General features: G+C 69.5%; 21 protein-coding genes and 1 pseudogene. 21 read left to right on the top strand and 1 reads right to left on the bottom strand.

All coding sequences use genetic code 11. The annotated features are described in order from the left end of the window. The 19 genes and pseudogenes from FFS15_RS18665 to tuf form a co-directional block, all read left to right on the top strand. Positions 1–446 (top strand): annotated as a pseudogene (locus FFS15_RS18665) (hypothetical protein); the annotation flags it as partial. Between the two features lie 10 nt (positions 447–456). Beyond that, positions 457–4,959, top strand: coding sequence for an FtsK/SpoIIIE domain-containing protein (locus tag FFS15_RS14155; RefSeq protein ID WP_137845693.1), 4,503 nt, complete (start codon positions 457–459; stop codon positions 4,957–4,959). A gap of 99 nt (positions 4,960–5,058) precedes the next feature. Then, positions 5,059–5,355, top strand: a complete 297-nt coding sequence (locus FFS15_RS14150; protein WP_137845692.1) for a WXG100 family type VII secretion target — start codon at positions 5,059–5,061, stop codon at positions 5,353–5,355. Between the two features lie 63 nt (positions 5,356–5,418). Next, positions 5,419–5,739 carry a hypothetical protein gene (locus FFS15_RS14145; RefSeq protein ID WP_137845691.1) on the top strand — a complete coding sequence of 107 codons (321 nt, stop codon included), beginning with the start codon at positions 5,419–5,421 and terminating at the stop codon, positions 5,737–5,739. Beyond that, a complete protein-coding gene (locus tag FFS15_RS14140; RefSeq protein WP_137845690.1) occupies positions 5,736–7,007 on the top strand; it encodes a hypothetical protein in 1,272 nt (423 codons plus the stop codon). Before FFS15_RS14145 ends, FFS15_RS14140 begins: the two co-directional genes overlap by 4 nt. Then, positions 7,004–8,038 carry a hypothetical protein gene (locus FFS15_RS14135; protein WP_137845689.1) on the top strand — a complete coding sequence of 345 codons (1,035 nt, stop codon included), beginning with the start codon at positions 7,004–7,006 and terminating at the stop codon, positions 8,036–8,038. Before FFS15_RS14140 ends, FFS15_RS14135 begins: the two co-directional genes overlap by 4 nt. Continuing rightward, the gene (locus tag FFS15_RS14130) at positions 8,035–8,709 is read left to right on the top strand and encodes a hypothetical protein (protein WP_137845688.1); all 675 of its coding nucleotides are present in this window, start codon (positions 8,035–8,037) and stop codon (positions 8,707–8,709) included. Before FFS15_RS14135 ends, FFS15_RS14130 begins: the two co-directional genes overlap by 4 nt. Next, positions 8,706–9,281 carry a hypothetical protein gene (locus FFS15_RS14125; protein ID WP_137845687.1) on the top strand — a complete coding sequence of 192 codons (576 nt, stop codon included), beginning with the start codon at positions 8,706–8,708 and terminating at the stop codon, positions 9,279–9,281. Before FFS15_RS14130 ends, FFS15_RS14125 begins: the two co-directional genes overlap by 4 nt. Further along, positions 9,278–9,862: a hypothetical protein gene (locus FFS15_RS14120; RefSeq protein ID WP_137845686.1), complete on the top strand. Its 585-nt coding sequence runs from the start codon at positions 9,278–9,280 to the stop codon at positions 9,860–9,862. Before FFS15_RS14125 ends, FFS15_RS14120 begins: the two co-directional genes overlap by 4 nt. A 93-nt stretch (positions 9,863–9,955) precedes the next feature. Next, a complete protein-coding gene (locus FFS15_RS14115; protein ID WP_137845685.1) occupies positions 9,956–10,252 on the top strand; it encodes a WXG100 family type VII secretion target in 297 nt (98 codons plus the stop codon). A 35-nt stretch (positions 10,253–10,287) separates the two neighbouring features. Continuing rightward, complete coding sequence (locus tag FFS15_RS14110) at positions 10,288–10,611, top strand: hypothetical protein (protein ID WP_137845684.1); 324 nt, start codon at positions 10,288–10,290, stop codon at positions 10,609–10,611. Continuing rightward, a complete protein-coding gene (locus FFS15_RS14105) occupies positions 10,608–11,918 on the top strand; it encodes a hypothetical protein (RefSeq protein WP_137845683.1) in 1,311 nt (436 codons plus the stop codon). Before FFS15_RS14110 ends, FFS15_RS14105 begins: the two co-directional genes overlap by 4 nt. Beyond that, positions 11,915–12,634 carry a hypothetical protein gene (locus FFS15_RS14100; protein WP_137845682.1) on the top strand — a complete coding sequence of 240 codons (720 nt, stop codon included), beginning with the start codon at positions 11,915–11,917 and terminating at the stop codon, positions 12,632–12,634. The genes FFS15_RS14105 and FFS15_RS14100 overlap by 4 nt, the downstream gene beginning before the upstream one ends. Continuing rightward, a complete protein-coding gene (locus tag FFS15_RS14095; RefSeq protein WP_137845681.1) occupies positions 12,631–13,260 on the top strand; it encodes a hypothetical protein in 630 nt (209 codons plus the stop codon). The genes FFS15_RS14100 and FFS15_RS14095 overlap by 4 nt, the downstream gene beginning before the upstream one ends. Before the next feature lie 3 nt (positions 13,261–13,263). After that, positions 13,264–13,842, top strand: a complete 579-nt coding sequence (locus FFS15_RS14090; protein ID WP_137845680.1) for a hypothetical protein — start codon at positions 13,264–13,266, stop codon at positions 13,840–13,842. A gap of 287 nt (positions 13,843–14,129) precedes the next feature. Beyond that, positions 14,130–14,498 carry a 30S ribosomal protein S12 gene (gene rpsL / locus FFS15_RS14085; RefSeq protein ID WP_137845679.1) on the top strand — a complete coding sequence of 123 codons (369 nt, stop codon included), beginning with the start codon at positions 14,130–14,132 and terminating at the stop codon, positions 14,496–14,498. Between the two features lie 5 nt (positions 14,499–14,503). Beyond that, positions 14,504–14,974 (top strand): 30S ribosomal protein S7, encoded by a 471-nt coding sequence (rpsG, locus tag FFS15_RS14080; RefSeq protein WP_056117669.1) that lies wholly within the window; start codon positions 14,504–14,506, stop codon positions 14,972–14,974. Between the two features lie 116 nt (positions 14,975–15,090). Next, positions 15,091–17,205 carry an elongation factor G gene (gene fusA / locus FFS15_RS14075; protein ID WP_137845678.1) on the top strand — a complete coding sequence of 705 codons (2,115 nt, stop codon included), beginning with the start codon at positions 15,091–15,093 and terminating at the stop codon, positions 17,203–17,205. Between the two features lie 142 nt (positions 17,206–17,347). Beyond that, a complete protein-coding gene (gene tuf, locus FFS15_RS14070) occupies positions 17,348–18,541 on the top strand; it encodes an elongation factor Tu (RefSeq protein ID WP_137845677.1) in 1,194 nt (397 codons plus the stop codon). Between the two features lie 120 nt (positions 18,542–18,661). Here tuf and FFS15_RS14065 read toward each other — a convergent pair whose 3' ends face one another. Then, entirely contained in the window at positions 18,662–21,415 is a 2,754-nt protein-coding gene (locus FFS15_RS14065) for a hypothetical protein (RefSeq protein WP_137845676.1), read from the bottom strand. A gap of 257 nt (positions 21,416–21,672) precedes the next feature. Here FFS15_RS14065 and FFS15_RS14060 point away from each other — a divergent pair, with 257 nt between their 5' ends. Beyond that, positions 21,673–22,815 carry a glycosyltransferase gene (locus FFS15_RS14060; RefSeq protein ID WP_137845675.1) on the top strand — a complete coding sequence of 381 codons (1,143 nt, stop codon included), beginning with the start codon at positions 21,673–21,675 and terminating at the stop codon, positions 22,813–22,815. Beyond that, complete coding sequence (locus FFS15_RS14055) at positions 22,812–23,783, top strand: glycosyltransferase family 1 protein (protein ID WP_137845674.1); 972 nt, start codon at positions 22,812–22,814, stop codon at positions 23,781–23,783. The genes FFS15_RS14060 and FFS15_RS14055 overlap by 4 nt, the downstream gene beginning before the upstream one ends. Positions 23,784–23,852 lie beyond the last annotated feature (69 nt).

Genomic DNA, 23,852 nt, shown 5'->3' with positions numbered 1-23,852 from the left:
GCTCCGGCGACGACCCGGTGCCCGACATCGACCCTGACGACGGGTCGACCGTCGTCGTCCGTCGCGAGTCCAAGCGCCGTGCCGAGGCTGCCGCGCACGACGCGCGCGATCTCGACGACACCGCCGGGTCGCACACGACCGAGGCCGCCGGTCGCGGTCGCGGCCTCGCCGTCACGCTCGCCTCGGATGTGCCCGCCCCGCTCGGCCGCGTCGCTCAGACGCCCGACGGCTCGGCAGACATCTACCGCGCCCGCGCGGCGCAGCCCGTGGTCGTGCCGCGCACCCCCGCTCCGGCGCGCGCTCCGCAGATGCCCGAAGACACCGCCGCCGGCCAGGCCACGGCCCGCCGCCGCGGGCGCCTCCGCATCGTGATCGTCGTGGTCGCGGCATCCGTCATCGTCCTCGCCGCCGCAGCGGCCCTGATCGTCCTCGCCGTCACCGGCTGAGAGGAACCCCATGCACGTCAAGATGAGCCTCTACCGCGAGGACGGGTCCGCGCAGGACGTCCTCGTCACGGCCGAGCCCACCGCGACCGTGCGTGACGTGGCCTCGCGGATCGCCGCGGCCGACCCCCGTCGCAGCTACGATCCGAACCGCCGCTACACACTGCAGACCGCGTCGCCCATCGATCCCGAGTGGCGCCTGCTGCCGCCGGATGCCGTCATCGGCGAGGAGTGGCTCGCGTCGGGGCTGTCGGTGGCGCTCGTCGCCGAATCAGATGCGGCCGACATCCTGCCGACCCTGCACGCCGGGGTGACCGCCACCGTGACGGTCCTCAGCGGCCCTCAGACCGGGCACTCGGTCGTGCTCGGGCGTGGCTCGCACACGATCGGCCGCGACGCGGGGTGCGACGTCGCCCTTGCCGACCCGTACCTGTCGAAGCGGCACCTTCGGCTCGACATCGGCCAGACCGTCGAGGTGGTCGACCTCGGCTCCGCCAACGGCGTGGAGGTCGACGGCGAGCTCGTCTCGCGCGTGCGGGTGACGGGGTCGCTCGTGGTGCTGGCCGGCAGCACCGAGCTGCACATCGCCGTCGAGACGCATGAGGCGAGCCGCGGGCTCGACCACGCCGGACCTGTCGAGTTCAACCGCTCGCCGAGGGTCGAAGAGCGCTACAACGGTCGCACGTTCTCGGTGCCCGAGATCCCGCGCGAGCCCGAGGACCAGCCCTTCCCGCTGCTGGCGATGATCGCCCCGATCCTGCTGGGCGGCGCGATGTTCGCGCTGACCGGGCGACCCATCACGCTGCTGTTCATCGCGATGACACCGATCATGATGATCGGCGGCTACATCACGAACAAGCGGCGCGACAAGCGCAAGCTCGCCCGCCAGATCGAGCGGTTCGACGTGGGGCTGGCCGAGCTCGGCGAGCGTCTCACCCTCGAGAAGGAGATCGAGCAGCGCGCGCGCATCGCCGAGATCCCGTCGTCGTCCGAGCTCGTCGGCACCGCTGCGCGCCTCGGGCCGCTGCTGTGGACGCGCCGCCCCGAGCACTGGAGCTTCCTCTCGCTGCGGCTCGGCTCCGCCTCGATGCCCAGCCGCAACACGGTCGATGCCGAGCAGCGCGGCGACCTCGTGTTCGAGTTCCAGGAGCGCCTCGACGTCGTCGTCGCCGAGCACCGCCTCGTCGACGACGTGCCGATCGTGGTCGAGCTGAGTGAGGCGGGTGCGCTGGGTCTCGCGGGACGACCGGATGCCGCAGCCGGCGCCGCCGCCGCGATCGTGGTGCAGCTGACGGGCCTGCATTCGCCCGCCGAGGTCGTGATCGCCGCGGCCCTCACGCCCGCGTGGGCGGCCGAGCTCGACTGGCTCAAGTGGCTGCCGCACACCTCGTCGCCCCACAGTCCGCTCGGCGGCAACCACCTCGCGGCCACAGAGCCGGCCGTCGCGGTGCTGATGGACGACCTCGAGGCGCTCATCGCGAGCCGCGAGCGCGCACGCCAGCGCGCGCGCGACGAGGCTCGCGGCGCAATCGCGGCGGAGCGCTCATCGCTCCAGGCCGGCGCCAACGTCGGCAGCGAGGTCGGCACCGACGCGTATTCGGCGCCGCTCCCGGCGGTCGTCGTCTTCATCGCCGATCAGGCCACGCGCGACCGCGCGCGGCTGGTCGATCTGTCCGAGCGCGGCGCGGACGTCGGCGTCTTCCCGGTGTGGCTCGCGCAGGAGGGCTCCCGGCTCCCGGCCGTATGCCGTGCGTTCGTCGACCTCTCGGCGGGCGACGAGCCCCGCATCGGGCTCGTTCGGCTGGGCGAAGAGATCACCGCGCCCGTGCTCGATCGGCTCTCGCGCGACGAAGCGGTCGGGTACTCCCGCAGCCTCAGTCGCGTCGTGGACGCCAACGTGCCCGTCGACGACGTCTCCGACATCCCCACCGCGGTGGCCCTCGCCGCCCTCATCGACCCCGAGCTGCTCTCGAAGTCCGAGGCCGTCGTCGAGCGGTGGTGGGCGAACGACTCGATCATCGACCGCACCGGCACGCGCACCACGAACCGTCGACGCGCCGGGCGCCTGCGAGCCACGATCGGCCAATCCAGGCACGGCCTCATGCACCTGGACCTCCGCACGCAGGGCCCGCACGCCCTCGTCGGCGGCACGACCGGCTCGGGCAAGAGCGAGTTCCTGCAGGCGTGGGTGCTGGGCATGGCGGCGGAGTACAGCCCCGACCGCGTCACCTTCCTCTTCGTCGACTACAAGGGCGGTTCGGCGTTCGCCGACTGCATCCGCCTGCCGCACGCCGTCGGCCTCGTCACCGACCTCACGCCCCACCTCGTGCGCCGCGCCCTCACGAGCCTGCGCGCCGAGCTCCACCACCGCGAAGAGCTCCTGCACCGCAAGGGCGCGAAGGACCTCCTCGAGCTCGAGAAGCGCGGCGACCCCGACGCTCCGCCCGCTCTCGTGCTGATCATCGACGAGTTCGCCGCCCTCGTGGGCGAGGTGCCGGAGTTCGTCGACGGCGTCGTCGACATCGCCCAGCGAGGCCGCTCGCTCGGCATCCATCTCGTGATGGCCACGCAGCGACCCGCCGGCGTCATCCGCGACAACCTGCGCGCGAACACGAATCTCCGCATCGCACTGCGCGTCGCCGACGAGTCGGATTCGCTCGATGTCGTCGGCGAGAAGGATGCCGCGCACTTCGATCCCGCGATCCCGGGCCGCGCGATCGCGAAGACCGGTCCCGGCCGCCTCGAGCGCTTCCAGTCGGGTTACGCCGGCGGATGGTCGAGCGGCGAGCCCGACGCACCCCGCGTCGAGGTCGCCGACATGCCGTTCGGCACCGCCGCGGCGTGGGCGGCCCCCACCGATGACGAGACGCCCGAAGAGCGCGAAGACCTCGGCCCCACCGACCAGCAGCGCATGGTCGACGCGATGACCGAGGCCTCGCGCCGTGCCCGGATCCCGGCGCCCCGGCGCCCGTGGCTCGACGAACTGCCCGCCGCGATCGACGTGCGCTCGCTCCGCAGCCGCACCGACGACCGGCTCGCCCTGGGCGTCGGCGACATCCCCGAGCGCCAGGCGCAGGAGGTCGTCGCCTTCCAGCCCGACATCGACGGCCACATGGCGGTGTTCGGCACCGGCGGCGCCGGCAAGTCCGTCGCGCTGCGCACTCTTGCGGCCTCCGCCGCCCTCGCCGACGACAGCGAGGTGTTCGTGTACGCCCTCGACTTCGGCGCCGGAGCCCTCCGCGCACTCGCCGAGCTGCCGGGCGTCGGCGCGGTCATCACCGGCGAGGACGACGAGCGCATCGTGCGGGTGTTCCGGATGCTGCGCGCCGAACTCGATCGCCGCGCTCGCGAATTCGGCGACGCCCGTGCGACGAGCATCGCCGAGTATCGTGCACAGCCGGGCCGGAGGGATGAGCCGCGCATTCTGCTGCTCATCGACAACTTCCCGGGGTTCCGCGAGGACTGGGAGATCCCGTCCGGCCGCAGCGACTGGTACCGCGTCTTCCAGGACGTGATCGCGCTGGGGCGCCCGCTCGGCATCCATGTCGCCCTCACCACCGACCGGTTCGCGTCGCTGCCGAGCGCCATCGCGTCGGGCATCCAGCGTCGAGTCGTGCTGCGCCTCGCCGACGACACGGCCTACGCCGCGCTCGACGTTCCCGCCGACGTCCTCACCGAGGACGCCCCGGCCGGCCGCGCACTCGTCGGCGGCCGCGAGACGCAGCTCGCGGTGCTCGGCGGCAGCCCGCTCGCCGCCGATCAGACGGCGGCGCTCACCGAGCTCGCCGAGCGGCTGCGCGCCGCCGGCGCGACCGAGGCCCCCGGCATCCCGTCGCTGCCGGCGATCGTGCGCATGGAGCGTCTCCCCGAGACGCGCGACGGCGAGCTGGTCATCGGCATCGCCGAAGACACGCTCGAGCCCGCCACCATCGCCCCCTCGGGCGCATTCGTCGTCGCCGGCCCTCCGGGCAGCGGCCGGTCGAACGCGCTGGCCGTGCTCGCGGAGCGCGCACTGGCGCTGCCGGGGCACGCGGTGTACTTCATCGGACCCCGGCGCTCTCCGCTGGCCGGCGACCCGCGATTCGCGGCATCCGCCAGCGCGCCCGACGAAGTGGCCGAGCTCGCCAAACTGCTGCGCGAGATCGTCTCCGACCCGGCCTCGCAGTCTCGGTGCGTCGTGATCATCGAGTCGATCGGCGACTTCCTGCAGACGCCCGCCGACGGCGCGCTCGTCGACATGGTGCGCCAGTTCAAGCGCGAGGAGCACTTCGTCGTGGCCGAGGCGGAGTCGTCGTCGTGGGTGTCGTCGTGGCCGCTGTTCGGCGAGTTCAAGAACGCCCGCCGGGGCCTCCTGCTGCAGCCCGACCAGACCGATGGCGACGTGATCCTGAAGACCTCGCTGGTCCGCGCGAAGCGCGCCGACTTCCCCGAGGGCCGGGGGGTCGTCGTCGCCGGCGGCAAGACCCGCCGCGTGCAGGTCGCGCTGGCCCCGGCATCCACCCGCGTCACCGTCTGAGCCCGCGTGTCCTCCGAAGGGGGGACATGTTTCGGTCGATCGGGCTGGTGGTGCCGGGTTAGCCTGTAACGGTTTCACCGAACGAACGAGAGGATCATCGTGGCGAACATCAATGTGACGTACGGGGACATGAAGTCGGCTTCGGCGCAGCTGATCACGGGCAAGGGTGCCCTGGAGGACAAGCTGAACGAGCTGCAGCGGCTGATCGGCGATCTGGTCGCGAGTGGTTTCGTGACGGATGCGGCGTCGGGTGCGTTCCACGAGTCGTACTCGCAGTTCACGACGGGTGCGACGCAGACGATCGGCGGCCTGCAGGGTCTGTCCGACTTCCTGACCGCTGCTGCCGACGCTCTGGGCGACACCGACACGCAGCTCGCCAGCGCCATCCGCTCCTGACGCCAGCGATGCCGGCCGCCGCGATGCGGCCGGCATCGACGACGCGCAGAGAGGGCGCTGAAGATGACGTTGATCGTCGACATGCTCGCTCTCGATGCCGCACGCATCGACGTGTCGCGCATCCACAGCGAGTTCACCGAGGCAACCGGGCGCAGCGATCGCCTCGGCGACGCGGTGGGCCACGAGCGGCTCGCGGAGCGCGTCCGCGCCTTCGCCGACAACTGGGATCACCGTCGCTCCGAGCTCGCCGAGCAGTTGGCTGTCGTCCGTGACGGGCTCGATGCGATCGTGACCGGCTTCGAACAGGTCGACGGTGATCTCGCGCGCGCTCTCACCGACCAGCGCACGACCTATCCGCCTCACGCGGTTCCCGAGCCGGTATGACGCGCCCTGTCGACTGGTCGCCGGTCAATCGCGCTCACGACCCGATCCCGGGCGACCCCGACCGGGTGTCGGCCACCGGTCGGCTCTATGTCGGCACCGCCGATGCGATCCTCCGCGCTGCCGCGAACATCGAGACCGCGTTGCGGGAGGGCTTCGGGCAGTCCGAGGCCATCGACGCGATCCGCGATCAGGCCGAAGACGTCGCCCGCCGCATCCGTCGTGCCGAGGAGCGGTACCGCGGTGTGGGTGACGCGATGATGGCGTACGAGCCGGTGCTGCGCGACACGCAGTCGCGGTCGGTCGCGGCGCTCGGCGCTGCGATCGCTGCGCAGTCCGGTCGCGAGACGGCAGCGCGCATGATCGACTACTACCAGGGCCGCATCGACGACCCGGCCACGCCGCCGGCGAACCTTCCCGGTTTCCAGGCCCAGCTCAGCACTTGGACGACGAAGGCCGCAGGCGCCCAGAGCGGCCTGACCACGGCCGAGGCCGACATCGACGCCGCCATCGTCGACCGCGACGTCGCGGCCGACGCGGCCGCCGATGCGATCGAACTCGTCGAGAACTCCGGTGACCTCAACGACAGCCGGTGGGACAACTTCTCGCAGTGGGTCGGCGAGCACAAGGACCTTCTCGAGACCATCTCCACGGTGCTGGGCGCCATCGCGGCCGTCGCCGGTGCGATCCTGCTGTTCATCCCGGGGATCAACCTCGTCGTCGGAATCATCCTCACGGTGATCGTCCTCGCCAACATCGCCTACCAGGCCCTCAACGCCGTCGCACAGGTGTCGACCGGCAACATGACCCTCGCCGAGGGAATCGTGAACGTCGGGCTCGCCGTGCTCAACGTGGTGGGCGCCGCTGTCGCGCTGAAGGTCGCGGCGACGGCGACCAAGACCACGGTCGCCACGTCGCTCATGCGCAGCTTCGCGGGCCGAGGCATCAGCGGCATGACCCGCGCACGTGCCCTCGGACTCGTCGAGCGGGCCGGGGTCGCGGCGTCCGGGCCCCTTGCGACGCCCCTCTCCGTCAAGGTCGCGAGCCAGGCGATCGGGTTCAGCACGCAGAAGCTGTCGATGGTGCACGCCATGGCGCACGGGCAGATGCTGTCGGGGGCGCTCGCGACCGGAGCCATGCGGCCCCTGTATCTCGCGACCGCGGCGACAGCAGGGCTCGGCACGGCCACGAACATCGCCGAGGACCCGCTCTCGAAGGTCCTCGAGCCGCACGTGCCCGACATCTCGTGGCGGGTCGGCGGCGACTGGTGACGACGAACGCCCGCAGGCCGGCAGATCTCGTCGCCGGTCGCGTCGTCGGGTGGGTGGCGATGTCGTGGCTGGTCGGCGGCATCCTGCTCCTCGTCGCGGTCCCGGCGATCGCGCGACTGGCCACCTGCACGAGCGATACGCGGCCGTGCACCTCGTGGGCCTTCACTGCGGTTCCCTGGTGGTGGGGCGGGCTGTGGAGCCTGTCGCTGTTCATCGGGCTCCTGGTCTGCTGGAGCCCGCGGCGCTGGTGGACACCGCAGGACTCATCGGGCCGGCCACAGCTCCCCGGCGTGTTCTCTACCCCCGAGTGGCTGCGCCTGCACGCGGTGATCGCGGGGGTGCTGAACGCTGCGATGCTCGTCGCCGAGGGCACACCCACGACCGCCGATCTCATCGGCTACGCGGCATCGGCTCTCCTCGCCCTCGTGGTCGTCGTCCTGGCGACGGTGTGCATTCGCGTCACCGCCGATCGCATTCCGAAGGCGCTTCATCGCGGCATCGCGCAGGGCTACGACGCAATCTGGCTCCTTCCCGCCGAGCGCCGTCTGCGTGCGAAGCACGGTGGTCCGCCTGCTCCAGCCCCGCCCACGCCGGCGCAGCGAGCGCGGCGGGCCGAACGCTGGACGCGCGGCGCGCTCGTCTGGCTGACGTGGCTGTATGCCGCGCTGTGCGCGCTCCCCGTGGCGATCGGCGCCGTCGTCCTGCTGGCGGCGCGCCCAGAGCCCGAGCCCGGCGGGTTCACGTTCCTGTTGCTCCTCGTGTGGGTGCCGTGGGCGCTGACGCTCGCTCTCGCGATCACCTTCGTCGGCGGCATCCGCTATCCCCTCGGCCTCCGCGGCGGGCGACTTCGCGTCTGGATGCTGGGCCTCGTCGTCGCGGTCGCCGCATCGACGGCGTGGTACCTCTTCGTCGGTTCGCCGTTCTTCGGCGGCTTCCGCTGGGGGCTCGACGCGCTGCTGGTGATCCAGGGGGTCCTCGCGGTGGCGATCGTCGTGCGGATGCTGGTCCGGCAGGGGATAGGACGCCCGTGACGCCGCCTGACGCGCGCCCGCGCATATCGGTTGTCCAGCCCGAGGGCTGGGTGCGGCTGCGCATCGACGACGCGATCGAAGCGCAGATCGCCGACCTCAGCGCGACCATCGCCCGCACCGCAGAGCCGGCGCGACGCGATCTGGTGCGAACCCAGGTGCGTCGCGCGCTGCGCGACCTCGCGTCCGCAGCATCCGCTCACGCGTATGAGGTGTGGATGCCGGTCGCACCGACGGGCGGCGTGACGATCCCGGTCACGTTCACCGTCGGGCCGATGCCGGCACAGCCCGACCCCGCTCGCGACGTCGCCGACGTGCTCCTGGCATTCGCAGCGGGCTCGGCGGGCGCGCGTGCACTCGAGGTCGGTGGGCGGCTCGCGGTCCGCACGGCCATCGACATCGCCGGCGTGCGCGACGATGCCGGCGCGTACACGCAGTTCCCGCGCCGGCGCGTGATCTTCACGGTCAGCCCGGCCGAGCGCGGCGGCGAGTGGCTCGCGTTCCTCGCCGAGATCATCGCCCCCGACGCCGATGAGGCAGCCGCGATCACCGACGCCGGCGAGTACTTCGTCGACGCGCTGATGGCGACCGTCACCTTCGGCGATGAGACGATTGCGGATGCCGCCGCACGTGCGCGCGCGGCCCTCGACGGCAAGGCGGAGGATCCGCGGTGAGCTTCTACATCGACTACCCGAACGACTGGATCGGCGTTCCCGACTTCGGAGAGGGCGAGGTCTTCGCCACCCCGCAGGACTGGGCGACGGCGCTCGTCGCCGAGATCTCACCCGACCTGCGCCCACGGCCCCGTCGCAAGCAGCGGGCGGCGCTGACGGCCGTGCTGGCGCTCTACGGCGCCAGCGTCGCCGACATCGGGGCAGACCGCGGCTACATCTGGCTCGACACGCTCGAGACGGCGCCGTTCCTGGTGGGCAGCCGAACCATCGCGCGCGGCGATGTCGGCGACGCGCCGATCACCGACATCGCCGGCGCCGGAGGAGAGGCCGACTATGTGCCGCCCATCGTCACCGATGTCGTCGCCGACGGCGGGCTTCGCGGCATCTACGTCGAGCGCCACGCCCCGTTGGACGATGCGGCCGTGCACGTGGGCAACCTGATCGGCACCTACGTCTACGAGGTCGACGAGGGATTCATCATGCTCGGAACGTCCACGACCGACTTCGCGGGGTACGAGCGGTTCCGGCCGTACTTCGCCGAGTTCGCGCGCACGGTCCGCTGGGCGCCGTGAGCCGCATCGGGAAGGCCGTCGGCCTCGTCGTCTTCTTCTCGACGATGGCCGCGGTCGCCGGGCTGATCCTCTGGCCGAAGGTGGTCGGGGCGACGTGGGCGATGATCACGTGGACGGATGCCGAGAAGGAGATCTGCGCCGCCGCACCCGACTGCGTCGTCAACGTGGTGCCGGGTGGCGTCGTTTCGGTGTGGTGGGCCATCCTCTGGGTCGGGATCATCGTGACCGCGATCATCGTGTGCCGGCGGCCGGAGCGCTGGTGGTCGTCGCGCGGGCGCGGGCCGTTCGAGTTCATCGCGGACTCGTCGCCGCGCTGGCTGCGTGTGCATGCGTTCGCAGCAGCGTTCGTGTGCGCGTTGTTGAGTCTTCCCGGCAAGGGGATCACCACGACCTGGGCACTCCAATACCTGATCCCCACCGCGCTGGCGCTCGCGGCCGCCGGACTCGCGACGCTCAGCATCCGCCATGCTCGCCGTGTGCTGTCGCCTGACGAGTACGCGCGACTGGTCGGCGATTCGGCCCTCGTCGACCGGATGGTGCGCAGACATGAGCGCCGCGCTCGCCGGACCCCTCGCGAGTGATTGTCCTCCGAAAGGGGGACATGTTTCGGTCGATCGGGCTGGTGGCTGCGGGTTAGCCTGTAACGGTTTCACCGAACGAACGAGAGGATCATCGTGGCGAACATCAACGTGACGTACGGAGACATGAAGTCGGCTGCGGCGCAGCTGATCACGGGCAAGGGTGCCCTCGAGGACAAGCTGAACGAGCTGCAGCGGCTGATCGGCGATCTGGTCGCGAGTGGTTTCGTGACGGATGCGGCGTCGGGTGCGTTCCACGAGTCGTACTCGCAGTTCACGACGGGTGCGACGCAGACGATCGGCGGCCTGCAGGGTCTGTCGGACTTCCTGACCGCTGCTGCCGACGCTCTGGGCGACACCGACACGCAGCTCGCCAGCGCCATCCGCTCCTGACCCCTTCCGGGCTGTGACCCGGGGAGAGACGACAGATGGATCAGCTGATCATCGACACGCTCGTGCTCGATGCCGCACGCATCGACGTGTCGCGCATCCACAGCGAGTTCACCGAGGCGACCGATCGCAGCGAGCGCCTCGCCGATGCCGTGGGGCATGCCGCCCTCGCCGAGCGCGTGCAGGAGTTCGTGAACAACTGGGATCACCGCCGGGCTGAGCTCGCCGAGCAGCTCGCCACCGTGCGCGACAACCTCGGGGTCATCGTCGAGGGCTTCGCCGCGACCGACCAGGATCTCGCCGCGGCTCTCACCGAGCAGGCCGACACCTACCCGCCTCGCATGTCGCAGGTGCCGGTATGAGCCGCCCCGGCAATTGGAGCCTCGTCGGCTACCCCTCCGATCCGGTGCCCGGCGACCCCTCGCTCGTGCAGACGATCGGGCGCCTCTACGTCGGGACGGCCGACTCGATCGACCGGGCCGCCACCAATCTCACCACCGCCCTGGGGGACGACTTCGGCCGCGCGAAGGTGCTCGACGCCATCCGCGACCAGGCGGAAGAGGTCGCACGGCGCATCACGATGGCCGAGGAGCGCTACCGCGGGGTCGGCGACGCGATGATCGCCTACGCCGCGGTGCTGTCGCAGGCGCAGCAGGACTCCGCCGATGCGCTGGCCGATGCCGAGGCCGCCGAGACGACCGCCTCGTCGGCGCGGTGGTGGGTGGATCACTACCAGGAGCGGTTCGACGATCCGGCGACGCCGCCGGCGAACGTCCCGAATCTCACCTCGCAGCTCGGCATCTGGCAGGACCGACTCGGTGCGGCCGGCGGTGCCCAGGCGGGCGCCGAGTCGGCCGTCGCCACTGCGGTCGGGAACCGCGACGCCGCCGCAGGGACGGCGATCGCCGACATCCGTCTCGTCGAGAGCAGCGGCGACCTCAACGACGGGTTCTGGGACAACGTCTCGCAGTGGGTCGCCGAGCACAAGGACGTCCTCGACATCATCGGCAACGTGCTGGGTGCGATCGCGGCGATCGCGGCGATCGCGATGCTCTTCATCCCGGGCCTCAACCTCCTCGCCATCGGCATCCTGATCACGGCGAACCTCGTCTACCAGGCCCTCAACAGCGGGCTGCAGGTCGCGACCGGCAACATGTCGATGGGTGAGGCGATCCTGAACGTCGGCCTCGCCGCGCTGAACTTCGTCGGCGCGGGCGCTGCGCTCAAGATGGTCGCCGGCACGGCCAAGGCCTCGGCTGTCGTGGGTGCCCGCGCCTCGATCGCGGGGATGACCCGGGTCGGGTCGCGGCAGTACGTCGCCGGACTCGTCCGCACCGCGACGCCCGCGACGATGACCCGCGAGACCACGCAGGTCATGAAGATCCTCGGCCTGAACACGAAGAGCTGGGCGGCCGTCGACGTGCTCGCGAGTCTCCGCGTGGGCGGCAGGCTGGTCGCGCCCGAGGCGTGGCCTGCCATGCTGAACGGCATGCGCACGATCGCCATTCTCAATGGCGTGACGACCGGTGCGGGGATCGCCCTGAACGGCACGGTGGGGGAGCTCCTGCCCCAGCCCGTCCTGCCGTGGCGTCTGCACGGCGACCCGGAGTTCGTCGGCACCGGCCTCGACGGCACGCCGATCGTCGTGAGTGAGTACGGTCGCTGGTGAACGCCGCGCCGCCCGCGGGGCGCCGCGTCGGCCGGGTGCTCGCCTGGGCTGTGGCGGTGGCCACGATCCTCTCCACGATCGCCCTCGTCTTCGTGCCGCTCGCCGGTCAGCTGGTCGCCCAGCTGACATGGTCGATCGAGCGTAAAGAGGCATGCCTCGACGGCGCAGAGCCGTGCGCCGTCACCGCCGTCCCCTTCGGGCCGTGGCTCACCGTCGTCGCCGTCGGCTGGGCGGCACTCATTCTGCTCGCCCTCGTCGTCTGCTGGTCGCCGCGTCGATGGTGGACGCCGACGGGTCGCGTCAGTGCCCGTCGCCCCGGGGTCTTCTCGACACCGGAGTGGCTGCGTCTGCACGCCGTCGTCGCGCTCATCGTGATCCCGGTCGGGCTCGGCATCACGTCGGGACGCACGAGCACGCTCGTCGAGTGGGGGATGCTGTGGGGCGCCGGTCTCGCGCTCGCGGCGATCGTGCTGGCGAGCGTCTGCATCCGAACCACCGTGACCCGCATCGATGCCGAGACGCGTGCCGGGCTCGCGAAGGAGTACTCGTTCTGGCTCCTCGCCTCCGAGACGCGGCTGCGCCGAAGCCACGGGGTGAGCGCCGCAGACCCCGCCGAGCTCATCGAGCACCACCGGCGCTCGCTCGGCGCGAGCCCGCGCCGAGCCGCGCGCGACGAGGCTGCGAAGCAGGCCGCGCGCGAGGACCTCGAGCCGTGACCCTGTCGATGCGCGCACCGTCCATCGCGGTCCTGCTGCCCGAAGGGTGGATCCGACTGCGGTTCGACGACACCATCTCGTCGCAGATCGACGAGGTCGTCGCCTTCGTGGCGCGCGGCGTCGACACCGGTCGCCGTGACCTCGCGCGCGTGCAGCTGCGCCGCCTTCTCCAGCGCGCTGCGGCCGACGCGCAGGACCGCGCCTACGAACTGTGGATGCCGATCGCACCCACCGGCGGCGTGACGATCCCGCTGACGATGACCGTGGCGCCGTCGCCCGCGCCGCTGGACCCCGCTCGGCCCGCCGGCGATCACCTCACCGCCTTCGCCGCGTCGGCGCCGGGCGCGCAGTTCGTCGACGTCGGCGGCCGCCCGGCCGTGCGTGTCGCCAGCGACGTCGCCGGAAATCAGGATGAAGCCGGCGAATGGCTCGACCTGCCCCGGCGGCGCATCATCACGCTCGTCGCACCGCACGGCGGCGATGATTGGATCGTGTTCTTCGCCGAGATCATCGTCCCGCAAGAGGGAGCCGCCGAGATCGTGGCTGCCTGCGAGTTCTTCGTCGATGCATTCTTGAAGACTGTGCGGTTCCCCGGCGGATCCGCACCTGCACCCACCGGGGAGTGACTCATGGCCTACAGCATCGATTACCCGGAAGACTGGATCGGCATCCCTCACTTCGGCGAGGGTGAGGTGTTCGCGACCGCCGAGGCCTGGGCCGAAGCGCTCGCCGGTGAGATCGTCGCGCCGCTCGGGCTGTTCGGGCGCAAGAAGGAGCGCCGCGCCGCGCTCGCCGAGACCTTCGCCTTCGTGGCGCAAGAGCTCGAGAAGGGCGGCGCCCACTGGGGGTACGCCTGGCTCGCGTCCGTCGACGGACCGCTGCGGTTCGTCGCGGTGATGGGGCTCGCGCGCGCCGACATCGGCGACGCGCCCGCGGCCGAGCTCGCCGGCGCCGACGGGCACGGCGACTACGTGCCGCCGATCGTCCGCGAGATCACGGCTGCCGCCGGCGCGACCGGGGTCTATGTCGAACGGCACTCGCCCATGGACGACGAGGCCCCGCTCGTGCAGGTCATCAGCGGCAGTTACGCGTTCGAACGATCCGACGGCGTCGTGCTGATGCAGGCCTCGACGACCGACATGGCGGGGTATGAGGCGTTCCGCCCGCACTACGAGGAGTTCGCCCGCAGCTTCCGCTGGGACGACTGAGCGACGGCGGCCGCGGCGCGCCGCCCGCGGCATCCGTGATGACTCCACGCGTCGTTTTGTCCGCATAGCCGAACCCGCGTATGATAGGGCGGGTGTGCGCTCGTGCGCGCTCTCCGACGTGCCTCGGCGCGAAGGAGGAGACCACGAGCGCCGCATCTCGGGAGAGATCGGCGAACCGGTCACCCCCACGGCATATCCACCACGAAATCGCGACAGTTTCTGTCGCGCCGGCGGATCTGTGGTGAAACCACGAACGCTGTCACCGTGCAGCACAACAAGGAGAGAACGTGCCAACCATTCAGCAGTTGGTTCGCAAGGGTCGCTCGCCCAAGGTCGTCAAGACCAAGGCGCCGGCGCTCAAGGCGAACCCGCAGCAGGCAGGCGTCTGCACTCGCGTGTACACGACCACGCCCAAGAAGCCCAACTCGGCGATGCGCAAGGTCGCCCGTGTCAAGCTCCGCAACGGCACCGAGGTCACCGCGTACATCCCCGGTGAAGGTCACAACCTTCAGGAGCACTCGCTGGTGCTCGTCCGCGGCGGTCGTGTGAAGGACCTCCCGGGTGTCCGCTACAAGATCGTCCGTGGCGCGCTCGACACGCAGGCCGTCAAGAACCGTAAGCAGGCTCGCAGCCGCTACGGCGCGAAGAAGGGTTAAGGAATATGCCTCGCAAGGGACCCGCCCCGAAGCGCCCCGTCGTCAACGACCCGGTCTACGGCGCACCGATCGTCAGCCAGCTGGTGAACAAGATCCTCGTCGACGGCAAGAAGTCGCTCGCCGAGTCGATCGTCTACACCGCCCTCAAGGGTGTTGAGGCCAAGAACGGCCAGGACGCCGTCGCAACCCTCAAGAAGGCGCTCGACAACGTGCGCCCGACCCTCGAGGTCAAGAGCCGCCGCGTCGGTGGCTCGACCTACCAGGTGCCGGTCGAGGTCAAGCCTCACCGTGCAAACACGCTGGCGCTTCGCTGGCTCGTGAGCTACGCGAAGGGTCGTCGTGAGAAGACGATGACCGAGCGTCTGCAGAACGAGATCCTCGACGCCTCGAACGGCCTGGGTGCCGCGGTCAAGCGCCGCGAAGACACCCACAAGATGGCCGAGTCGAACCGCGCCTTCGCGCACTACCGCTGGTAAGACCCAGCGAGTCGCTGGCCGGCGGCGACCCCGCCGGCCAGCGGCCCTCCCACCCGGTTGTCGAGTAGGCGCGTGAGCGCCGTATCGAGACACTCCACACGTAAGGAAGACATCCCGTGGCACAAGAAGTGCTCACCGACCTCAACAAGGTCCGCAACATCGGCATCATGGCCCACATCGATGCCGGCAAGACGACGACGACCGAGCGCATCCTGTTCTACACGGGCGTCAACCACAAGATCGGCGAGACGCACGACGGCGCTGCCACCACCGACTGGATGGAGCAGGAGCAGGAGCGTGGCATCACGATCACCTCTGCCGCTGTCACGTGCTTCTGGGACAAGAACCAGATCAACATCATCGACACCCCCGGCCACGTCGACTTCACGGTCGAGGTCGAGCGGTCGCTGCGCGTCCTCGACGGCGCTGTCGCCGTCTTCGACGGCAAGGAGGGCGTCGAGCCCCAGTCCGAGACCGTCTGGCGCCAGGCCGACAAGTACGACGTCCCCCGCATCTGCTTCGTCAACAAGATGGACAAGCTGGGCGCCGACTTCTACTTCACCGTCGACACGATCGTGAACCGCCTGAAGGCCAAGCCCCTCGTCATCCAGCTCCCCATCGGCGCTGAGAACGACTTCGTCGGCGTCATCGACCTCGTCGAGATGCGGGCCCTCGTGTGGCCCGGCGACTCCAAGGGTGATGTCACCATGGGCGCCAAGTACGAGATCCAGGAGATCCCGGCCGACCTCGCCGACAAGGCAGCCGAGTACCGCGAGATGCTGCTCGAGACGGTCGCCGAGTCCGACGAGGTTCTCCTCGAGAAGCACTTCTCGGGCGAGGGCCTGACGGTCGCCGAGATCAAGGGCGCGATCCGCAAGCTCACGATCAACTCGGAGCTCTACCCCGTGCTCTGCGGCTCGGCGTTCAAGAACCGCGGCGTGCAGCCGATGCTCGACGCGGTCGTGGACTACCTGCCGTCGCCGCTCGACGTCCCCGCCATCGAGGCGCGCGACCCGAAGAACGAAGAGAACATCATCGAGCGTCACGCTGACCGTGACGAGCCGTTCGCCGCTCTCGCGTTCAAGATCGTCACGCACCCGTTCTTCGGTCGCCTCACCTACATCCGCGTCTACTCGGGTCACCTCGACTCGGGCGCGCAGGTCGTGAACGCCACCAAGGGCAAGAAGGAGCGCATCGGGAAGATCTTCCAGATGCACGCCAACAAGGAGATGCCGGTCGAGTCGGTCACCGCCGGTCACATCTACGCCGTCATCGGCCTGAAGGACACCACCACCGGTGACACCCTGTCCGACTCGCAGAACCAGGTCGTCCTCGAGTCGATGACCTTCCCCGAGCCCGTCATCGAGGTCGCCATCGAGCCGAAGACCAAGGCCGACCAGGAGAAGCTGGGTCTCGCGATCCAGAAGCTGGCTGAGGAAGACCCGACGTTCCGCGTCGAGCAGAACTCCGAGACCGGCCAGACCGTCATCAAGGGCATGGGCGAGTTGCACCTCGACATCCTCGTGGACCGCATGAAGCGCGAGTTCAAGGTCGAGGCCAACGTCGGCAAGCCCCAGGTCGCGTACCGCGAGACGATCAAGAAGATCGTCGACCGTCACGACTACACGCACAAGAAGCAGACCGGTGGTTCGGGTCAGTTCGCGAAGATCCAGTTCGCGCTCGAGCCCCTCGAGGTCACGGCCGAGAAGACCTACGAGTTCGAGAACAAGGTCACCGGTGGTCGTATCCCGCGCGAGTACATCTCGCCGGTCGACCAGGGCTTCCAGGACGCCATGAACGTCGGCGTTCTCGCCGGCTTCCCCATGGTGGGCGTGAAGGCCATCCTCATGGACGGCGCGTCGCACGACGTCGACTCGTCCGAGATGGCGTTCAAGATCGCAGGCTCGATGGGCTTCAAGGAGGCCGTCCGCAAGGCGAACCCCGTCATCCTCGAGCCGATCATGGCCGTCGAGGTGCGTACTCCCGAGGAGTACATGGGCGACGTCATCGGCGACCTGAACTCGCGTCGTGGCCAGATCCAGTCGATGGAGGATGCCGCCGGCGTCAAGGTCGTGCGTGCAAACGTGCCGCTGTCCGAGATGTTCGGCTACATCGGCGACCTGCGTTCCAAGACCTCGGGCCGTGCCGTCTACTCCATGGAGTTCGACAGCTACGCCGAGGTCCCGCGCAACGTCATGGACGAGATCGTCCAGAAGACCAAGGGCGAGTAAGCCCTTCGGATGCCGGGGACCTGAGTCCCCGGCATCCGTACAACTTCATACTGCACAGTCGTTAGACTGAACCAATCCCCGTAGACGACCGGTCGCAAACCAGCGCCCGGAACATCTACACGAATGTCCTGAGGAGGACCCAGTGGCCAAGGCCAAGTTCGAGCGGACCAAGCCGCACGTCAACATCGGAACGATCGGTCACGTCGACCACGGCAAGACCACGCTCACCGCTGCCATCTCGAAGGTGCTCGCCGACAAGTACCCGTCGGCCACCAACGTGCAGCGTGACTTCGCGTCGATCGACTCGGCGCCCGAAGAGCGTCAGCGTGGTATCACGATCAACATCTCGCACGTCGAGTACGAGACGCCGAAGCGCCACTACGCGCACGTCGACGCCCCGGGTCACGCCGACTACATCAAGAACATGATCACCGGTGCTGCGCAGATGGACGGCGCGATCCTGGTCGTGGCGGCCACCGACGGCCCCATGGCTCAGACCCGTGAGCACGTTCTGCTCGCCAAGCAGGTCGGCGTGCCGTACCTGCTCGTCGCGCTGAACAAGAGCGACATGGTCGACGACGAGGAGATCCTGGAGCTCGTCGAGCTCGAGGTTCGCGAGCTGCTGTCGTCGCAGGACTTCGACGGCGACAACGCCCCCGTCGTCCGCGTCTCGGGCCTCAAGGCTCTCGAGGGCGACGCCGAGTGGACCGAGAAGATCGTCGAGCTCATGGAAGCCGTCGACGAGTCGATCCCGGACCCGATCCGCGACAAGGACAAGCCGTTCCTCATGCCCGTCGAGGACGTCTTCACCATCACCGGCCGTGGCACGGTCGTGACGGGTCGCGCCGAGCGCGGCACCCTCGCGATCAACTCCGAGGTCGAGATCGTGGGTCTGCGCCCGACGCAGAAGACGATCGTCACCGGTATCGAGATGTTCCACAAGCAGCTCGACGAGGCGTGGGCCGGCGAGAACTGCGGTCTGCTCCTTCGCGGCACCAAGCGTGACGACGTCGAGCGCGGCCAGGTCGTCGTCAAGCCCGGTTCGGTCACCCCGCACACCAACTTCGAGGGCACGGCGTACATCCTGTCCAAGGAAGAGGGCGGCCGTCACAACCCGTTCTTCACGAACTACCGCCCGCAGTTCTACTTCCGCACCACCGACGTCACCGGCGTCATCACGCTGCCCGAGGGCACCGAGATGGTCATGCCCGGCGACACCACCGACATGACCGTTGAGCTGATCCAGCCCATCGCCATGGAAGAGGGCCTCGGCTACGCGATCCGTGAGGGTGGCCGCACCGTCGGCGCCGGCACGGTCACGAAGATCCTGAAGTAGTCTTCACTGGACTGTAGAGGGCCGCACCCCGAGGGGTGCGGCCCTCTTGTCGTTGCGGCGGCACAGAGTGCGCAGAAGGGGGCCCGAGCTATGCTCGGGCCCCCTTCTGCGGGCGGCTGGTCAGACCTTCGCCTTGCGATAGCCGGCGGAGACCGCCGCAGACTCCGTGCGGAAGCACGCTTCAGGCTTCGTGGCGCCGTAGTAGCGCTGGCCGGGCATGTGATAGATCCAGGAGTCCTGGTTCCCCTTGATCGGCGCCCACGAAGGACAGTTCCATTCGTCCGCAGGCGTGGTACTGCTCGGGTAGCCGATCGCGACGGTGGCCGCGGATGACTTGGTCATCGGCGAGTAGCCCGACAGACGCCCCGTCACCTTGACCACTACGGTCTTTCCGTAGTGGGCGGTGGTGAGGGTCAGCGACTTCGAGGTAGCGCCGCTGATCGCGGCACCGTTCGCGTACCACTGGTAGCTGAAGGTGGTCCCGGCTGTCCAGGATCCTGGTGAGGCAGTCAGGGTCCTCGTCACCTGTGCCGTTCCGGAGATCGTCGGCGTCGCCGCGCGCATCACCTTGGTGGTTGCCGCCGACTTCTTCGCGATCGTCGCATAACCCGACTTGCGCCCCGTGACGGTGACGGAGATCTGCTTCGACTCCGTGCCCGACGACAGCACGTACGAGGCGCCCGTCGCGCCGACGATGGCAACTCCGTTGGCCAACCACTGGTAGCTGAAGGTCGTTCCTGAGGTCCAGGTGCCGGTGATCGCGGTCAGTCTCGCGCCGACCGCGCGAGTTCCCGATATCGTCGGCGTGACGGCCGTCGCGATGCGGGGAGTGGATGCCGAAAGCTTTGCCACCGTGGTGTACCCGCTCGCCGTGCCTGTGATCTTCACCGACACCTGCTTGCCCTTGAGCGCAGTGCCCAGCTTGAGTGACCCGGTCGTCGCCCCCGAAATCGCTGCACCATCCGCGTACCACTGATACGTGAACGAACGCCCCGCTGACCAGGTTCCACGATCGATGCTGAGCGTCGAGCCGTACGCGAGCGTCCCTGTCACTTTCGGTGTGCTCCATCGCGTAACCCGCAGAGTAGCTTTTGAGGTCTTGGTAATGGTGGCCCAGCCGCTCTTCGCGCCCTTCACGCTCACCGTGATCGCCTTGCCGTCCTGCGCCGCACCGACGATGAATGTGGAGGATGTCGCACCGCTGATGGGTGCGCCGTCTGCGTTCCACTGATACGAGAACGTCGTGCCTGTCGTCCATGTGTTCGGCACCGCCGTCAGCTTCGTGCCAGTCTCTGCCCTGCCCGCGATCGAGGGAGTCGCCGCGGTCATGACCCTTGCAGTGGCTGCGCTGGTCCGCGAGGCATCCGCGTATCCGGTTCGCTTGCCGGTCACACGGACGGCGATCGACTTGTCCTTCAGTGTCGTGGACAGGCTCAGCTTCGAGGTCGAGGCGCCGCTGATGACCGCACCATTCGCAAGCCACTGGTAGCTGAAGGCGGTCCCGGAGGTCCATGTTCCCGGTGTTGCCGTGAGGGTGGAGCCGACCGCCAGAGTTCCGGACACCCCGGGCTGAGCGGTGGCGAGGGCGCCTGGCTTCACCGCCGGAGTAGCGATCGAGGTTTGCGAACGTGGCTCGAAGCCGGCCTTCGTTCCGGTGACGGTGACCGAGATGGCCTTGCCCAACATCGTCGACGACAGGGCGAGGGTCTTGGCGGTGGCGCCAGTCACCGGCATCCCGCCCGCGTTCCACTGGTAGGCGAGGACGGCCCCCGTTGTCCACGCGCCGGCGTTCGCTGTGAGCGTGCTGCCGACCGCGGCTGTGCCGCTGATCGTCGGTGTCGCGCCGGTGAGGGTCGTCGGGGTGAGCGAGAAGTCGATGCCGCCTGTCGCGCCGCCCGGCGTCACGGTGACGGCGGTCGCGCCATCGACCGTGGTCGCACCGTCGTAGAACTCGTTCGCGTACGGACCGACAGTCGCCATGCAGTCGCAGCCCCATCGGAACTGCACGGTGTAATCGCCGGCGGGAAGGCCATCGATCGTGTACTCACCGTTCGCGTCCAACCCAGCGCCCCACGAGGTGGCCCCGGGCGTGTACGGATGGCCGTCCTCACCCACGGGCATCGCGAACATCCAGACCCACATGTTGCTGTCGACGACTGCGCCGGCGTCGGTGGTGACCGTGCCGCTGATGCTTCCCGCAGTGCCAAGAGTCGCGTCGACGCCGTTCCTGGCCTCGCCGAGACCGAGGGTGATCACGTCGGCCGCCGCGAAACGGTTCACGTCGTTCCACCACTCCACGGCAACACCGCCCGAGCCGGAGAACCGGACTTTGTAAGCGCCGGGTGCGAGGCCGCCCGCAACGTAGTCGCCGTTCTCATCGGCGAAGGCGAGCGCTGCCGCGCCACCCGGGTACCCGTCGGCGGGATAGACCATGGCGTACCGGCTCCCGCCCTCGGCTTCGACACCGGCGGGCAGATCGATGTGGCCCGAGATGGATGCCGCAGGGTCGAGGGTGGCGTCGACGATACGACTCGCCCCTTCTTCGAGGACGATCACCGTTGCGACAGCGCCGGTCTGCTGGTTCTCCCACCACTCGCCCGTCACGGTCCCGCTGCCGCTCTGGGGAGCGAAGCGCAGCTTGTAGGAGCCCGCCTCGAGGCCGGGGAACGCGTAGTCGCCGCCGCCATCCGTCGCGGTGAATCCCAGTGAGGTGTCACCGAACAGCTCGTCGACGCGGTAGAGCTCTACGTCGACGGCGATGGAGCCGGGCTCGATCCCGGCCGGCAGAGTGACGGTGCCTGAGATCGATGCCGTCGGCGCGGCGATCGCAGGCGACCCCAACATGCCGATTGCGAGCGCAAGAATCGCGACCACGGCGGATGCGCTGGCGCGCCACGAACGAGTCCCCAATGAATACCCCAGACGTCAGCGGACGAGGCGTCACGGCGGTCCCGCAGGGGCGGGCCGTGCCCTCGTCCAGTTCCCAGACCCCAGATATAGCACGGCGGGCTTCGCGGGATGCTCGATTCTCGGAGTCATGTCCTCAGATTCGCCTCAGGGTGTCGCCGACTATTCTTGAGCGGGCAGTTCTTCTCGCACCTGCCGCACCCGCCGTGAGGAAGGAGCGACCGATGGCCGGCATCCTGATCCACGAGTGGCTCGCCCGTCACGGCGGCTCGGAGAACGTCTTCGAGGTGCTGTCGAACACGTTCCCCGATGCCGATCGCTTCTGTCTCTGGAACGACAGCGACGGCAGGTTCACGGGGGTCGACGAGACCGTGCTGGCGCGCACGCCGCTTCGTCGGAGCAAGGCGGCGGCGCTTCCCTTCATGCCGACGGTGTGGCGGCATCTTCCCGAGCGCGACGCCGACTGGCTGCTGTGCAGCACCCACCTGTTCTCCCATCACGCCCGGTTCCGCGGTCCTGCGCGGGACGCCCCGAAGCTCGTATACGCCCACACTCCGGCGAGGTACATCTGGACACCCGAGCTCGACGGCCGCGGCCACGGCCCGGCGGCGCGAGCTGTCTCGTCCGTGCTGAAGCCGCTTGATCGCAAGCGGGCAGCGGAACCGATCGCGATCGCCGCGAACAGCGCGTTCATCGCGCAGCGCATCGCCGACACGTGGGAACGCGAATCGACCGTCATCTACCCGCCGATCGACGTGTCGGCGTTCGCCGCCCCACCGGCCGATCTCTCGGCCACCGAGCGTGCGGTGCTCGACGCCTTGCCGTCGGAGTATCTGCTGGGCGTGTCGCGGTTCGTTCCGTACAAGCGCCTGGACCGCGTGATCGAGGCGGGAGCGGCCGCCGGTGTGCCGGTCGTGCTGGCGGGAGGGGGTCCCGATGAAGACCGACTCCGCGCTCTCGCGGCAGGCCGGGGCGATCGGGTCGTGTTCGCGAGCAGCCCCTCGGCGGCGCTGCTCGCCGAGTTGTACCGACGGGCCCTTGCCCTCGTGTTTCCCGCGATCGAGGACTTCGGCATCATGCCGGTGGAAGCCATGGCCACCGGAACGCCGGTCGTGGCGAATGCCATCGGCGGCACCGCCGAGACCGTCGTCGACGGCGTGACCGGGGCGCTGGTGCACGACTGGTCAGGTGATGAGCTCAAGCACGCCGTCCAACGGGCCGTCGGCGCGGACGCCGATGCTTGCGTTGCGCGCGCGTGGGAGTTCGACACGTCGGTCTTCGTCGATCGCATCACCGAGTGGGTCGCGACCGAGACGGGGACGGATGCCGCAGCCTCCCCGCTCTCGCCGGGCGGGTTGCGACCGTGACCGGTCTGTACGTCGACGACCGCTATCGCGGCACGCACGGAATCGGCCGGTATGCCCACGAGGTGCTCTCGCGCCTGCGCCCGGAGTGGCAGCCGCTCGAGCTGGACGGCAACCCCCACGCTCCGCTCGACGCCTTCCGGCCCGTCGGTGGCCTCGGCCGTGAGGCGCTCGTGTACTCACCCGGGTATGGGGCTCTCGTGCGCGCGCCGCGGCAGGTGCTCACGATCCACGACCTCATCCACCTGCGGCTCCCGTGGCCGGGACGCGCGAAGTTCCTGGCCTATTACGGCGGCCCGGTTCGGCACGCGGTCCGCAAGTCCGGGCTCGTGCTCACCGTGTCGGAGACGTCGGCGCGCGACATCCGCGAATGGGTGCGCGATGACGCGGTGCGGATCGTGAATGCCGGCAACGGATGCTCAGCCGCGTTCCATCCGGACGGCACGGCAGAGTCCTCGGTCGATCCGTACGTCGTTTTCGTCGGCAACATGAGGCACCACAAGAACCTCGACGTCGTGCTTCGGGCGCTTGCTCTCACGTCGGGAGTGCGGCTCGTCGCCGTGGTGCCCGAGGGTGACGTGGTGGCGGTCGCTACGCGTGCAACGGCCCTCGCTTTGACCGACCGGATCACCGTGCTCCACGGCGTGGACGACGAGCGCCTCGCCGAGCTCTACCGCGGCGCTGCCGCGACCGTGATGCCCTCGACGCTGGAGGGCTTCGGCCTGCCCGCCCTGGAGTCGATCGCGTGCGGGACCCCGGTGATCTTCTGGCGCGGTTGCGAGGCGGTCGCCGAGATCGTCGGTGATCGCGGGTGGGCGCTGGAGGCGTCGGAGGATGCCGAGGAGTGGGCTTCCGCCCTCGCCATGGCGGCAGGCTCTCCACGCCGCGTCGATCCGCCGGCGCCCGGTGTCTTCGACTGGGATCGCACGGGCGGCATCGTCTCGGACGTCCTGGAGCACGCGCTCACCTGACGCCGCTCGGTCGCTGAGCGAGGGAGGAACGACCGAGACGAAGCGACCGAGCCGACGAAGCGGCCCTCG

The sequence above is a fragment of the Microbacterium sp. 2FI genome, from assembly GCF_005502885.1.
In the GTDB taxonomy this organism is placed as follows: Bacteria; Actinomycetota; Actinomycetes; order Actinomycetales; family Microbacteriaceae; genus Microbacterium.
The sequence above is the reverse complement of the archived record's forward strand: the minus strand, read 5'-3'. Positions and strand labels throughout refer to the sequence as shown.

Coding starts and splice junctions, on each gene's coding strand:
- FFS15_RS14090 (WP_137845680.1), top strand. CDS start 13,264: ATGGCCTACAGCATCGATTACCCGGAAGACTGGATCGGCATCCCTCAC.
- FFS15_RS14060 (WP_137845675.1), top strand. CDS start 21,673: ATGGCCGGCATCCTGATCCACGAGTGGCTCGCCCGTCACGGCGGCTCG.
- rpsG (WP_056117669.1), top strand. CDS start 14,504: ATGCCTCGCAAGGGACCCGCCCCGAAGCGCCCCGTCGTCAACGACCCG.
- FFS15_RS14105 (WP_137845683.1), top strand. CDS start 10,608: ATGAGCCGCCCCGGCAATTGGAGCCTCGTCGGCTACCCCTCCGATCCG.
- FFS15_RS14110 (WP_137845684.1), top strand. CDS start 10,288: ATGGATCAGCTGATCATCGACACGCTCGTGCTCGATGCCGCACGCATC.
- FFS15_RS14155 (WP_137845693.1), top strand. CDS start 457: ATGCACGTCAAGATGAGCCTCTACCGCGAGGACGGGTCCGCGCAGGAC.
- FFS15_RS14145 (WP_137845691.1), top strand. CDS start 5,419: ATGACGTTGATCGTCGACATGCTCGCTCTCGATGCCGCACGCATCGAC.
- FFS15_RS14140 (WP_137845690.1), top strand. CDS start 5,736: ATGACGCGCCCTGTCGACTGGTCGCCGGTCAATCGCGCTCACGACCCG.